This window comes from Staphylococcus sp. HMSC061G12, assembly GCF_001838465.1.
In the GTDB taxonomy this organism is placed as follows: Bacteria; Bacillota; Bacilli; order Staphylococcales; family Staphylococcaceae; genus Staphylococcus; species Staphylococcus simulans.
Genome location: NZ_KV837063.1, coordinates 25,986 through 39,132, shown reverse-complemented (window position 1 = coordinate 39,132; position 13,147 = coordinate 25,986). Strand labels below are relative to the sequence as shown.

The 13,147-nt window shown below is 35.1% G+C and carries 12 protein-coding genes and 8 tRNA genes; 19 read left to right on the top strand and 1 reads right to left on the bottom strand.

All coding sequences use genetic code 11. The features are described from left to right. Positions 1-43: 43 nt before the first annotated feature. The 17 genes from HMPREF2937_RS06015 (at position 44) to fumC (ending at position 10,239) form a co-directional block, all read left to right on the top strand. Positions 44-117 (top strand) — tRNA-Trp (locus tag HMPREF2937_RS06015). A gap of 2 nt (positions 118-119) precedes the next feature. Continuing rightward, positions 120-192: transfer RNA gene (locus HMPREF2937_RS06010), tRNA-His, on the top strand. Between the two features lie 12 nt (positions 193-204). Further along, a tRNA-Gln gene (locus HMPREF2937_RS06005) sits at positions 205-276 on the top strand. Between the two features lie 8 nt (positions 277-284). Continuing rightward, positions 285-359: transfer RNA gene (locus HMPREF2937_RS06000), tRNA-Cys, on the top strand. Positions 360-367: 8 nt separating this feature from the next. Beyond that, a tRNA-Gly gene (locus HMPREF2937_RS05995) sits at positions 368-442 on the top strand. A gap of 15 nt (positions 443-457) precedes the next feature. Beyond that, positions 458-532, top strand: a tRNA-Gly gene (locus tag HMPREF2937_RS13670). A gap of 13 nt (positions 533-545) precedes the next feature. Beyond that, positions 546-620: transfer RNA gene (locus tag HMPREF2937_RS13665), tRNA-Gly, on the top strand. Between the two features lie 6 nt (positions 621-626). Beyond that, positions 627-711: transfer RNA gene (locus HMPREF2937_RS05990), tRNA-Leu, on the top strand. Between the two features lie 511 nt (positions 712-1,222). After that, positions 1,223-2,281, top strand: coding sequence for a PTS sugar transporter subunit IIC (locus tag HMPREF2937_RS05985; RefSeq protein ID WP_002481302.1), 1,059 nt, complete (start codon positions 1,223-1,225; stop codon positions 2,279-2,281). Between the two features lie 148 nt (positions 2,282-2,429). Next, the gene (locus tag HMPREF2937_RS05980) at positions 2,430-3,905 is read left to right on the top strand and encodes an ABC transporter substrate-binding protein/permease (RefSeq protein WP_070864214.1); all 1,476 of its coding nucleotides are present in this window, start codon (positions 2,430-2,432) and stop codon (positions 3,903-3,905) included. After that, on the top strand, positions 3,898-4,620 hold the full coding sequence (locus HMPREF2937_RS05975) for an amino acid ABC transporter ATP-binding protein (RefSeq protein WP_070864213.1): 723 nt from the start codon (positions 3,898-3,900) through the stop codon (positions 4,618-4,620). The genes HMPREF2937_RS05980 and HMPREF2937_RS05975 overlap by 8 nt, the downstream gene beginning before the upstream one ends. A gap of 294 nt (positions 4,621-4,914) precedes the next feature. Continuing rightward, a complete protein-coding gene (gene argB, locus HMPREF2937_RS05970; protein ID WP_070864212.1) occupies positions 4,915-5,667 on the top strand; it encodes an acetylglutamate kinase in 753 nt (250 codons plus the stop codon). A 122-nt stretch (positions 5,668-5,789) separates the two neighbouring features. Further along, positions 5,790-6,914, top strand: a complete 1,125-nt coding sequence (gene queG, locus HMPREF2937_RS05965; protein ID WP_060804856.1) for a tRNA epoxyqueuosine(34) reductase QueG — start codon at positions 5,790-5,792, stop codon at positions 6,912-6,914. A gap of 5 nt (positions 6,915-6,919) precedes the next feature. After that, positions 6,920-7,390, top strand: a complete 471-nt coding sequence (gene trmL, locus HMPREF2937_RS05960) for a tRNA (uridine(34)/cytosine(34)/5-carboxymethylaminomethyluridine(34)-2'-O)-methyltransferase TrmL (protein WP_002481297.1) — start codon at positions 6,920-6,922, stop codon at positions 7,388-7,390. A gap of 156 nt (positions 7,391-7,546) precedes the next feature. Further along, entirely contained in the window at positions 7,547-8,146 is a 600-nt protein-coding gene (locus tag HMPREF2937_RS05955; RefSeq protein ID WP_002481296.1) for a 6-phosphogluconolactonase, read from the top strand. Between the two features lie 132 nt (positions 8,147-8,278). Then, entirely contained in the window at positions 8,279-8,692 is a 414-nt protein-coding gene (locus tag HMPREF2937_RS05950) for a hypothetical protein (RefSeq protein WP_002481295.1), read from the top strand. A 158-nt stretch (positions 8,693-8,850) separates the two neighbouring features. After that, positions 8,851-10,239 (top strand): class II fumarate hydratase, encoded by a 1,389-nt coding sequence (gene fumC / locus HMPREF2937_RS05945; protein ID WP_070864211.1) that lies wholly within the window; start codon positions 8,851-8,853, stop codon positions 10,237-10,239. 64 nt (positions 10,240-10,303) lie between these two features. On the opposite strand, the gene HMPREF2937_RS05940 is transcribed toward fumC, so the two are convergent. Next, positions 10,304-11,131 carry an RluA family pseudouridine synthase gene (locus HMPREF2937_RS05940; protein ID WP_070848422.1) on the bottom strand — a complete coding sequence of 276 codons (828 nt, stop codon included), beginning with the start codon at positions 11,129-11,131 and terminating at the stop codon, positions 10,304-10,306. A gap of 136 nt (positions 11,132-11,267) precedes the next feature. Here HMPREF2937_RS05940 and HMPREF2937_RS05935 point away from each other — a divergent pair, with 136 nt between their 5' ends. Both HMPREF2937_RS05935 and HMPREF2937_RS05930 read left to right on the top strand, forming a co-directional pair. Beyond that, on the top strand, positions 11,268-12,422 hold the full coding sequence (locus HMPREF2937_RS05935; RefSeq protein WP_002481292.1) for a GAF domain-containing sensor histidine kinase: 1,155 nt from the start codon (positions 11,268-11,270) through the stop codon (positions 12,420-12,422). Beyond that, on the top strand, positions 12,397-13,023 hold the full coding sequence (locus HMPREF2937_RS05930; protein WP_023016258.1) for a response regulator: 627 nt from the start codon (positions 12,397-12,399) through the stop codon (positions 13,021-13,023). Before HMPREF2937_RS05935 ends, HMPREF2937_RS05930 begins: the two co-directional genes overlap by 26 nt. Positions 13,024-13,147: the final 124 nt, after the last annotated feature.

The window sequence follows — 13,147 nt, the reverse complement described above, 5'->3', positions numbered from 1 at the left end:
TTCGGCAGTTCGAATCTGCCCCCCTCCACCATCTTATTTTAATAGGGGCATAGTTCAACGGTAGAATAGAGGTCTCCAAAACCTTTGATGTGGGTTCGATTCCTACTGCCCCTGCCATGGCGACTGTGGTGAAGTGGTTAACACATCGGATTGTGGTTCCGACATTCGTGGGTTCGATTCCCATCAGTCGCCCTTTATTATTAATGGGCTATAGCCAAGCGGTAAGGCAACGGACTTTGACTCCGTCACTCACTGGTTCGAATCCAGTTAGCCCAGTTACTTTTGGCGGCATAGCCAAGTGGTAAGGCCAAGGTCTGCAAAACCTTTATTCACCGGTTCAAATCCGGTTGCCGCCTCCATGAATTATGCGGGAGTAGTTCAACTTTTAGAACACGTTCCTTCCCGGAACGAGGTATAGGTGCAAATCCTATCTTCCGCTCCATATTTTTTATTTTATGCGGGAATAGTTCAACTCTTAGAACACGTTCCTTCCCGGAACGAGGTATAGGTGTAAATCCTATTTTCCGCTCCATTTTTTATTTTATGCGGGAGTAGTTCAACTCTTAGAACACGTTCCTTCCCGGAACGAGGTATAGGTGTAAATCCTATCTTCCGCTCCATATTATGCCGGCGTGGCGGAATTGGCAGACGCGCGGGACTCAAAATCCCGTTCCAGCTGATGGAGTGCCGGTTCGATCCCGGCCGCCGGTACTGAAATAGAAACATTTTTAATGTTTTAAGAGTAGAATTCTTGATATATCAAGGTTTCTACTCTTTTTTTATATACTAAGTAACGTTTAAATATATAATTTTGGTCACGTTATGGACACTTATAGTATTGTTAATAGATATTTTGATCATAGTTATTGATTATAAATAACTAGTTATATTTAAAGGCTTACATTGACTGTTTCAAACTTTTTCATTAAAGCAATGACTATATTGACGTAAAGTAATATCTGTTGATGTATAGTCTGGACTTTTAAGATATTCAAGAATTACCTTGTTTATTCCATTCTAGAAGTGAAGTTGTTTTTAATTATCTGATACAAAAATTTAAAAAGTTATATAGAAAGCGCATTAACTATACTTATTAAATATATGATTTGATATGCATATGTAACTTTATGTTACCTTTGTTCCGTTTTTCGTATTGTTGCTTTGATAGAATTATTATAGAATAAAAGCAATAGTTAAAGAACGGAGGATAAATTTACATCTTATGGCTAAATCAGAGTTAAACACAAAAGTATTTTTTAGTAACATATTGAATGCGGTAGGTGCAGGCGTTGTAGTTGCTTTGTTACCGAACGCATTACTAGGTGAAATCCTTAAGTTTTTCATGAATGGAAATCATTATTTAGAATTAATTTTTCAAATCGTTATAGCAATACAATCTTTTATGGCGTTTATTATAGGTGTCTTAGCGGCACATCAATTTAAATTCAGCGGTCCGTCTGCTGTCATGATAGGAACTTCTGCAATGATAGGTTCTGGTGCAGTACAATTCACTTCGAAAGGCTTAGCTTTAAAAGGTATTGGGGATATTATCAATATCATTATCGTTGTGATGATTGCATGTGTGCTTGTATTGCTTTTAAGTGGTAAATTAGGTTCACTTGAAATGATCATTTTACCTGTAGTGATTCCTGTCGTTTCTGGTTTTATCGGTTTAATGATTTTACCATTTGTATCTCATATCACTAAAGCATTAGGTGCGATGATTCATTCATTTACGGAATTAAATCCATTATTGATGAGTATATTAATCGCAATGACTTATGCTTTGTTAATGGTTACGCCAATTTCATTGGTAGCGATTGCGACTGCCATTTCGTTATCAGGCTTAGGCAGTGGTGCAGCAAACTTAGGTATCGTTGCAGCATGTGTAACATTCATTTGGGGCTCGTTGCCAGTCAATAAAGCAGGTGTCAATATCGTATTGATCATTGGTGCAGCTAAAATGATGATTCCTGTATATTTCAAACATTTGATTATCGCAGTACCATTAGCTTTAAATGGTTTAGTTGCTGGTCTTGTAGCATACTTTATCGGCATCCAAGGAACACCAATGTCAGCAGGATTTGGCTATACAGGACTTGTAGGCCCGATCAATGCGTTTAACCGAATGGAAGGCGATTCATTTACAAATATTGTATTATTAGCATTTGGTTACTTTATCATCCCATTTGTTTCTGGTTTTATTATCCATCAAGTATGTAAGAGAATTTTACCAGGTTATAACAATGAAATTTATAAATTTGATATACCTAAACAATAAATCTTTGGCCTTGTTCAAATCCGAACAAGGCTATTTTTATGCAGTTTTTTATATGAGTAACTCAAGTTTTCAGAAAATTTAAAAATACCTATTGCATATTGATACAACTATATGTATAATAATTCCATAAGTTAAGGAGGACATCGCTATGATACAACATAAAGCATTAAACATAATTAAAGTATTCATATGTACGGTATTTTTACTCGGCATCATTTTACCGCTATTTAATTTAAAGGCAAATGCTGAGGCACAAGACCCCGTATGGGAAAAGATTAAACAAAGAGGGGAATTAAGAGTAGGACTATCTGCTGACTATGCGCCATATGAATTCGAATCTTCGAAAAATGGAAAACGAGAATATGTCGGCATTGACGTTGAATTAGCTAAGAAAATTGCTAAAGACAATCATCTAAAGCTAAAAATTGAAAACATGTCATTTGATAGTTTACTAGGTGCTTTGAAAACAGGAAAAATCGATATGATTATTTCTGGAATGACACCAACACCAGAACGTAAAAAAGAAGTAGACTTCTCAGATTTTTATATGAAGTCTGGACAATCCATCATTGTTAAAAAAACTGAGATCGATAAATATAAATCATTACGTGATTTTGACAATAAAAGAATCGCAGCACAAAAACAAACGACTCAAGAGCAGTTAGCAAAAACAGAAATTGAAAATGCTGATGTTCACTCGTTAACACGTCTACCAGAAGCAATCATGTCTTTAAAAAGCGGCAAAGTAGATGGTGCAATTATTGAAAGACCTGTAGCAGAGGCTTACTTACAACAAAATCCTGAATTAGGATTTGCGAAAGTTAAATTCCATGAACCTGATAAAGATAATTCAATTGCGATACCTAAAAATGCGCCGGTATTACTAGCGCAAGTAAACAAATCAGTTAAAGATGTAAAAGATCAAAACTTGATTCCGAAATATAAAGATATCGCAGCACAATCTATGGAAGAAGAAGGAAACTTTTTTACTAAGTACGGTTCATTCTTTTTAACAGGTATTAAAAATACAATTTTAATTTCTATAGTCGGTGTAGTATTTGGTGCTTTATTTGGCGCATTCTTCGCTTTAATGAAATTAAGTTCAATAAAACCTTTAAAATGGTTAGCTTCTGTATACATTGAATTTATCAGAGGTACACCATTACTTGTACAAGTATTCTTAGTGTTCTTCGGTACAACTGCTGTATTGGGTTGGGATATCTCAGCGCTAATTTGCGGTATGATTGCGATGGTTATCAACTGTGCTGCATATATTGCAGAAATAATCAGAGCGGGTATTAACGCTGTTGATAAAGGCCAAACAGAAGCAGCCAGAAGTTTAGGTTTAAGCTATGGCCAAACAATGAAAACAATTATTTTACCTCAAGCAATTAAAAATATTTTACCAGCATTAGGTAATGAGTTTGTGACAGTTATTAAAGAATCATCTATTGTGTCAGTTATCGGTGTCAGTGAGATTATGTTTAATGCCCAAGTTGTCCAAGGTGCATCTTTTGATCCATTTACGCCATTACTTGTAGCAGCAATTCTTTACTTTGTATTGACCTTTGTATTATCAAGAGTCATGAACTTCTTTGAAGGGAGACTGAAAGTCAGTGATTAATATTAAACATTTAAAGAAAAACTTCGGCAGTAATGAAGTTTTAAAAGACATTGAACTAGAAATTAACGCAGGAGAAGTAGTGGCGATTATAGGACCATCTGGTGGAGGTAAAAGTACTTTATTAAGATGTATTAATCTTTTAGAGCAACCAGATGGCGGAGAAATTAACTTTGAAGGTACTAATATTTTAGGTGAAGATGTGAAAGTAAATGAATTACGCCAAAAAATGGGCATGGTTTTTCAAAACTTCAATTTATTTCCGCATAAAACCGTCTTAGAGAATATCATGTTAGCACCGAAGTTACTAAAACATACAGATTCAACAAGTTTAAAACAAGAAGCACAAGAACTTTTAGATAAAGTAGGTTTATCAGATAAAGGAAATAGTTATCCAGCACAATTATCAGGAGGTCAGAAACAAAGGGTTGCGATTGCTAGAGCGTTGGCAATGCATCCAGATGTATTACTCTTTGATGAACCGACTTCTGCACTTGATCCAGAAGTAGTTGGAGATGTGCTTCAAGTTATGAAAGAACTTGCGAAAGAAGGCATGACCATGGTTGTGGTAACACACGAAATGCAGTTTGCGCGTGATGTCAGTGACAAAGTGGTATTTATGGCAGATGGCATTGTAGCTGAAGCAGGTACGCCTTCACAAATTTTCGGTAATCCGCAAAATGAAAGAACGCAACAATTTTTAAAACGTGTATTATAACGAACAGCAAGCAGCCATGATGATGAATATAACGTTATTGTTTAGAGCAATGACCCTTTTAAACTAAATTAGTTATTTCATCATCTTCTTGCTGTGATGCTTAAATATATGCATCACTTTATAAAACATATCACCCAGTAAAAGACACATTTCTATACCTCAATTATAAAGATATTATGTTTACTGATTAACAAAAATCAAAATAGATTATGGAGTTAACTTTTTAAACCAGTTTAAAAGATATGTATAGGTATATGTCATTCAACTAGAGAAAGGGATAAAAGTGATTGATTCATGAAATTCATTGTTATAAAAATCAGTGGTAGTATTATCAATCAATTAGCATCTACGACATTTAAACAAATTGCTGATCTTAGAAGTAACGGACTGTATCCAATTATTGTGCATGATGGCGGTCCGAAGGTAAATGAAGCATTAAAAGAAAATGGTATTGAAGCGGAATATATCAATGGCATTAGGAAAATCAATCTTCCAACCTTAAATATTATAGCCAATACTTTATTATGCAAAGTCAATGTTGACGTAGTGGAAGAAGCAAATGAAGTTGCACAAAATTTCATTGGGATTAACGGGGCTTATTTTCCAATATTTGATTGTCGTCCTATTTCTAAAGAACTAGGTTTCGTAGCCGAACCAGAAAATATCAATCGAGAAGTGTTTCAACAACTTTGCACGAATTATATTCCAGTCGTTGCTTCTATCGGTCGCTATCATAATCAATTTTATAGTATTAATGCAGAAACACTTTCCTATAAAATTGCCGCAACATTACAATCACCTTTAATCATTTTAAGTGATATACCAGGTGTACAAAATCAAGGTGAGGTTATTTCTGATATTCAACTTTCTGAATTAGACAAATTAATCAACTCTAAGATGATTAGTGATGATATGATTCCAAAGTTGAAAGACGCATCGAAAGCACTTAGTGCAGGCGTTAAAGAAATCGTGATTGCGCCAGGTTATGAAGAGAATATTATGAGACAGTATTTTGATGGACAACCCGTCGGCACAAAAATTCATTAATAATTATCAACAAGCTGATATCTACAGAAAGGTATCAGCTTTAATTTTTGAAGAAAATTTAACTTGTATCTATGTATTGTGTGTTAAAATACAAAATGGACCATGGATATGGAGGCATTATGGTGGATAATAAACAATTAAAAAAAGATATTATTGAATATGCCCATCAAATCGGGATAGACAGTATCGGTTTTACAACTGCTGATCCATTTGATGAGCTTAAACAAAAGTTAGTGGACTATCATGCCAAAGGATATGCATCTGGTTTTGAGGAATCAGATATTGAATTAAGAGTGAATCCTAAGTTGTCTATGCCGACTGCAAGATCCATTATTGCTATCGCAGTAGGTTACCCAAACAAATTGAAGGGTGCACCGAAAAGTGTTCGAGGCGATCGTAGAGGGATGTTTGCGCGTGCTTCATGGGGACAGGATTATCATACAATCATGCGAAAACGCTTGGATAAATTAGGTGAGTATATCAAGTCACGCGTACCTGATGTAGAAATGTTATCAATGGTAGATACAGGTGTATTATCAGATCGTGCTGTGGCTGAACGTGCCGGATTAGGTTTTACAGGAAGAAATGGCTTTGTTATCAACCCTGACTTAGGGACATGGACCTATTTAGGTGAAATGTTAGTCAGTATTCCATTTGAGCCAGACGACCCATTACTCGACAGTTGTGGAGATTGTACGATTTGTGTTGACCGTTGTCCAACTGGTGCATTAGTTGGGAACGGACAATTAAACAGTCAGAAATGTATTTCATTCCTGACTCAAACAAAAGGTTATTTACCAGATGAATATCGCTATAAAATCGGCAATCGTCTATATGGTTGCGATACGTGTCAGCAAGTGTGTCCTAAAAATAGGGGGATTAACACAGAACACGATGATATCGTTTTAGAACCTGAAATATTAAAACCACGTTTAATTCCTTTACTACAAATGAGTAATAAAGAATTTAAGAATACGTATGGACATTTAGCAGGTGCTTGGAGAGGTAAGAAACCAATCCAACGTAATGCGATTATCGCATTAGCACACTTTAATGAAACAGCTGCATTGCCAGAACTAAAAGAAGTAGCGTTAAATGATCCAAGACCGATGATTCGGGCAACTGCTTACTGGGCAATTGGCCAAATTGCAGGTGAGGATGAACGTGATTTTATCGAAGCACATCTCGCCGATGAATTAGATGAAGTACAAGAAGAAATGTTAAAAGGATTAGAAAAGAGGAATTAAGTAACATGACAAACCATGTCGTATTATATCAACCCCAAATTCCTGCAAATACAGGGAACATAGCTAGAACATGTGCAGGTACAGATGCACATTTACATCTAATTAAACCCCTAGGGTTCAGTACAGATGATAAAATGCTGAAACGTGCTGGCCTAGATTACTGGGTGCATGTGAATATTACTTATTATGAAAGTATTGAAGAGTTTTTTGAGAAAACTGATGGACATTATTATCTCATAACTAAATTCGGTCAAACGACCTTTACTGATTTTGATTATTCAAATTCTGATGAAGATCATTATTTTGTATTTGGGCGTGAAACGACAGGGTTACCAGATTGGGTAAAAGAAAAATATGCTGAAACAGCATTAAGAATTCCGATGAACGATCATATTCGTTCATTAAACCTATCTAATACAGCCGCAATCTTAGTCTATGAAGCATTGAGACAACAGAATTATCCACATTTACATTAATGGATATTTGGGTTTGAGTGAAATCAATTAATGAAACAGGTATAATAGAATTAACTAATACGTGTATCTATTGCGTTTACTTCTTTTAAGAACAGGGTAAATAATGTAGCAATCGAAGTGATATACGAACTGAGAATAATTAGAGGAGTGTACATTATGGCAATGAACTTTAAGGTTTTTCCAACTGCAGATAAAGCTGCACGCTATTCTGCAGATATTATCAGAAAGACATTTAATAATAATCCGACAACAATCATGGGTGTGCATCTAGCAGATGACAACGCGCCTGTTTTAGAAGACTTAAAACAAAACGTGTTGCGTCACCCAGTTGATTTCAGTCAAATCAACATTTTAGATTATGATGACAACAAATCATACTACCAAACACTTGGTGTACCAGATTCACAAGTTTATGAATTATCATATAACGATGGTGTCGTTGATTTTATCGAAGAAAACATTAAGTCTAAAGAAAATAAAGCTAAATTCACATTACAAGTTTTAACTATTAATGATAAAGGCAACCTAGATGTTGCGGTAAAATCAGGTGTAATGCCTGCTCGTGAAGTTATTTTAGTTGTCACTGGTGCTGAAAAAGCTGACTTAGTGAACAAATTATATAACGAAAATGGCAACTCAAGCTATGTACCATCTGATTTAAAAGCACACCGTATGGTGAATGTTATTTTAGATGAAGCAGCAGCAGCTGGTTTACCAGAGGATGTGCGTCAGTACTTCACTGAACGCTTCGCTTAAGCTGAATAATGCATTATCAATAATTCCGAGTTATGTTGATGAATTGAAACATAACTCGGATTTTAATTTGTATTCAGAGTGTATTTCCTTTATTATTTTGTTGAATGAGTAATTTCAGAAAGGAACATTTCCATGCAAAATCTACATAAACATTGGAAACTCTTAATGTTAGCTACTGTAATTTTTGGATTGTTATCTATCAAAGGTTTTCCAATTGCGTTAGGCGCACTATATTTACCAGTACTCTTTCGTGTAGTCAAACTACAAATGAATTTATCTGAAGGATTAGTAAGTCAACGAGATCCGCAAATGTTTATCAAGAGTAACCAAAAAGGTGTCATTATCAGTGTGATTTGTTGTATTGCGATTACATTTATTTTATTTAAGCCTTTAGGTGATTTTTATAACAGTTTAACGGGCTTTTTAGGAACATTGATTAACATCAGTCCTATTTTATTAGTAATCAGTATTATTTTATATATTTTAACTGCTGTTGCGGTTATTAAAGCTGTTAAACTTCACTTTAAAAGTGTTGAAACTAAATAATATGAATATATAAGGAGTCTAGCTCACTAGGCTCTTTTTTTTAATACGTTTTTAAGTCATAGTCAGACATGAAAGCGTTAACTATATAGAGATTTAATTTAAAAACATTTAATGCTATACTTATGATAAATACCAATCATAAAGGGGAGACAAGTCAAATGTCAGTAAGAATTGAACATGATACATTCGGAGAAATTGAAGTACCTGGTGATAAGTTCTGGGGTGCACAAACTGAAAGAAGTAAACGTAATTTCCCAGTAGGTAAAGAGCGTATGCCGATTGAAGTGGTATACGGCTTTGCACAATTAAAACGTGCAGCAGCATTAGCTAACTTTGAATTAGGTAAATTAAGTGAAGCGAAAAAAGACGCAATTGTCTTTGCGTGCGATCGTGTAATTAAAGGGGAACTCGATGAACACTTCCCACTTGTTGTATGGCAAACAGGAAGCGGAACGCAAAGTAATATGAACGTTAACGAAGTAGTCAGCTATGTAGCTAACGATTACTTGAAAAAACATGTCAGTGAAGAAACAGTACATCCAAATGATGACGTGAATAAATCACAAAGTTCTAATGATACTTTCCCAACTGCAATGCATGTTGCGTTATATCATGAAATTGAAGCAAACTTAGAACCAGCATTAAAACAATTACGTGATACATTTGCGAAAAAAGAAAAAGATTTCCATGACATTATCAAAATTGGTCGTACACATTTACAAGATGCGACACCAATTCGCTTAGGTCAAGAAATCAGTGGTTGGCGTTATATGCTAGATAAATGCGACCAATTATTAGGTGAATCTAAAGCGCATTTATTAAGTTTAGCAATCGGCGGTACTGCAGTAGGTACAGGTATTAACGCACACCCTAAATTCGGTGATATGGTTGCTGCGAATATTAAAGAAAATACAGGCTATCCATTTGTATCTTCTGAAAATAAATTCCATGCATTAACAGCACATGATGAAGTGGTTCAATTGCATGGTTCATTAAAAGCTTTAGCAGCTGATTTAATGAAAATCGCAAATGACATTCGTTGGTTAGCATCTGGTCCAAGAGCTGGATTAGCTGAAATCAGCATTCCTGAGAACGAACCAGGTTCTTCAATCATGCCTGGTAAAGTTAACCCGACACAATGTGAAATGTTAACAATGGTTTCTGTACAAGTAATGGGTAACGATACAGTAGTTGGCATTGCCGCTTCTCAAGGTAACTTTGAACTAAACGTATTCAAACCAGTAATCATGGACAACACATTACAATCTATCTATTTACTCGCAGACGGTATGCGTACATTTGATGAAAACTGTGCGCAAGGTATTGAACCAATCGAAGAAAATATCGATCAGTATCTAAACCGTTCATTAATGTTAGTAACTGCTTTAAACCCACATATCGGTTATGAAAAATCAGCTAAAATTGCGAAAAACGCACACAAACAAGGTATTACACTAAAACAATCAGCTATTGATTCTGGCTATTTAACAGAAGAACAATTTGATGAGTGGATCAAACCAGAAAACATGGTTGAACCAAAAGAATAATCAATTATCAAAAGATAAATTAAAATTAAGTAAACAAAAATGGAGAGGGCATTTGCCTTCTCCATTATTTTTTGTCATCCAATGAAACAGAAATCTTTTCTTTCGTTAACGGATGTACAAATTCAATTTTATGACTGTGTAAACGTAATTGACGTAATTTAGAATCACCATATAAAGGATCTCCAATAACTGGATGGCCGATTGCGGCTAAATGTACACGGATTTGATGTGTACGTCCTGTGTCCAATTTAATATCCAGTTCACATTCATTTTCTTTTAACATATGTGCATCTAAGATATGAGTGATGGCTTGTTGACCCGTCGGTGAAACACGTCTGCGGTTAGGGTGAAACTTGTCTTTACCGATAGGTTTATCGATAGTTTGCGGTTTAAGCGGTAGTAAGCTTTTAACTACTGCTTTATAAATACGTGATATTTGATTTTCCTCTAACATGCGATCTAGTAATTTTTTCATCAATGGATTTTTCGCCACAATCAGTAAACCGACTGTTTCTTGGTCTAGGCGATGAATAGGTTCTGCATAATCACTATCAAGTGTATATATGACATGATTCATCAATGTATTGCTTTCTTTTAAGTCGTTAGGATGTGTTTTTACCCCTTTAGGCTTTTTGATAATCGCAATGTCTGCGTCTTCATAATAGACATCTGCGTAACGGTAACTTGGTAAATAATTACTTGTTTCATCTGGAGTCGGGACAAACACTTGATCTCCTTGTTGCACTTTTGCTGAAAGCTGTGCAGGTTCTTGATTAATGGTAATGGCTTTTGACATATTTAATTGATGCAGTTCTTTCTTCGGTAATTTCACATCTTGGAAAATTTCTCTTAATGTATAGCCGTTATATTGTTCAGGTACTTTAAATTCCATAACTTCCTCCTCGATTATTACTTAATATCATAACATATTCTGCGTTGTGATAGTTGCGTGTGCAAGTGGAATGCTATCGTTATAGAGATTGAATCGGTATAATAAAAATAGATTATAGATAAGAGAGGTGAACACTGTGGTTAAACCGACACGTTTGGCATTATTAAAAGAAATTGCAGAATATCTGAATGAAGAAACAGAAATTTATACTATGATGCATGGCGCATTAAAGCTGCTCATTGAAGGCAGTGCATTTACAACAGGCTGGATTTTCTTCATCAATGAAGCCGGAGAACATGAAATGGCAGCTGATTACCAATTACCACGTTCTTTAACGAAACATGATTGCCAAAGTATGCGAGAAGGCACTTGTTGGTGTGTACAAGCTTATCACAGTGAAAAGTTGATGAAAGCCTCTAATATTATTCATTGTTCAAGAATCAGTGCCGCAAATCAAGAATACGCTGATGAATCTGGAGGCATTACACATCATGCGACCGTTCCGCTACGTTCAGGTAATGAACGATTTGGTTTATTAAATGTAGCTTCTCCTGATACAGTAAAGTATTCAGAAGAAGATTTAGAACTATTAGAATCTGTTGCATTTCAAATCGGTTCTACGATTAAGCGTATTGAATTAACGAATAAAGAGAAAGAAGCGGCACGTTTGAACGAACGAAACCGACTGGCACGTGATTTACATGACTCTGTCAATCAGATGTTATTTTCATTGAAGCTAACTGCACATGCAGCACATGGTATGACAGAAGAACCTGTAGCGAAGAAAGCTTTCGAAACAATTGAGACTACAAGTCAACAGGCTGTAAATGAAATGAGAGCTTTGATTTGGCAGTTAAAACCAATCGGGTTAGAACATGGTCTAGTGAGTGCATTAAAACAATACAGTCATTTAATTGGCATTCAGCCAGACATAGAAGTAGAAGGCCTTATTGACTTGTCTAGCAGTGTTGAAGAGCATAGTTATCGTATATTGCAAGAAGCGATGAATAATATTAAAAAGCATGCACAAACGAATCATGCACATGTACTCTTGCATCAACATGAAAATAAGTTTGATATGGTAATCTCAGATAAGGGCGCTGGATTTAATCCTGACTGGATTGACCAAACCTCCCATGGTATTTATAATATGCGTCAACGTATCAAACAAATACAAGGAAAAATGGAGATAAATTCTAAATTGGGACAAGGGACAACAATACGCTTAAGTGTACCATTGACTCAAACAGAGAAGGAGACAAAACATGAATCAAGTCGTTTTGATAGATGATCATTACATTGTACGTCAAGGTTTGGAATTTTTGATTTCAACCATTGATGATTTAGCTGTACAAGGTTCTTTTGCGAACGGCAAGGCATTTATAGCTGAATTAGAACAAAGTGGACAACATCCTGATATTGTACTGCTTGATTTAGTAATGCCTGAGATGAATGGTATTGAAGTGACAGAATATCTTAAATCACATTATCCTGAAATCAAAATATTAGTGTTAACCAGTTATGCGGATGATGAACATGTGATTTCAGCAATTAATAAAGGGGCAGACGGATATGAAATGAAAGATGTCGAGCCTGAGCAACTAATTACATCTATACATAAAGTTTTGCAAGGAGAAAAAATCATACACCCTGAAGTACAAAAAGTGATGGAAGATGTAGCGAAAAAACCGCATCATGTCAATAAACTCTCTAATCGTGAAAAAGACGTCTTAAAAGAAATGGCAAAAGGTAAAACGAACCGCGAAATCGCTGAAGCTTTATATGTCTCTGAAAAAACGATTAAAACACATGTCAGTCACATTTTCTCTAAATTACAAGTCAGTGATCGTACACAAGCTGCTATTTATGCAATGGAAAATAAACTTATCTAATTCAACATTAAACGTATTTGAAAGGTTAGTCTAATAACTTTCATATACGTTTTTTTATTTTGTGAAAAAACAGCACAATAAAATGTATATTTACTATTTATGTAAAATTAGACTATAATAGAAC

Excerpts from the sequence above, each read along its gene's own strand:
- HMPREF2937_RS05985 (WP_002481302.1), top strand. The coding sequence starts at position 1,223 with ATGGCTAAATCAGAGTTAAACACAAAAGTATTTTTTAGTAACATATTG.
- HMPREF2937_RS05980 (WP_070864214.1), top strand. The coding sequence starts at position 2,430 with ATGATACAACATAAAGCATTAAACATAATTAAAGTATTCATATGTACG.
- argB (WP_070864212.1), top strand. The coding sequence starts at position 4,915 with ATGAAATTCATTGTTATAAAAATCAGTGGTAGTATTATCAATCAATTA.
- trmL (WP_002481297.1), top strand. The coding sequence starts at position 6,920 with ATGACAAACCATGTCGTATTATATCAACCCCAAATTCCTGCAAATACA.
- HMPREF2937_RS05955 (WP_002481296.1), top strand. The coding sequence starts at position 7,547 with ATGGCAATGAACTTTAAGGTTTTTCCAACTGCAGATAAAGCTGCACGC.
- HMPREF2937_RS05950 (WP_002481295.1), top strand. The coding sequence starts at position 8,279 with ATGCAAAATCTACATAAACATTGGAAACTCTTAATGTTAGCTACTGTA.
- fumC (WP_070864211.1), top strand. The coding sequence starts at position 8,851 with ATGTCAGTAAGAATTGAACATGATACATTCGGAGAAATTGAAGTACCT.
- HMPREF2937_RS05940 (WP_070848422.1), bottom strand. The coding sequence starts at position 11,131 with ATGGAATTTAAAGTACCTGAACAATATAACGGCTATACATTAAGAGAA.
- HMPREF2937_RS05930 (WP_023016258.1), top strand. The coding sequence starts at position 12,397 with ATGAATCAAGTCGTTTTGATAGATGATCATTACATTGTACGTCAAGGT.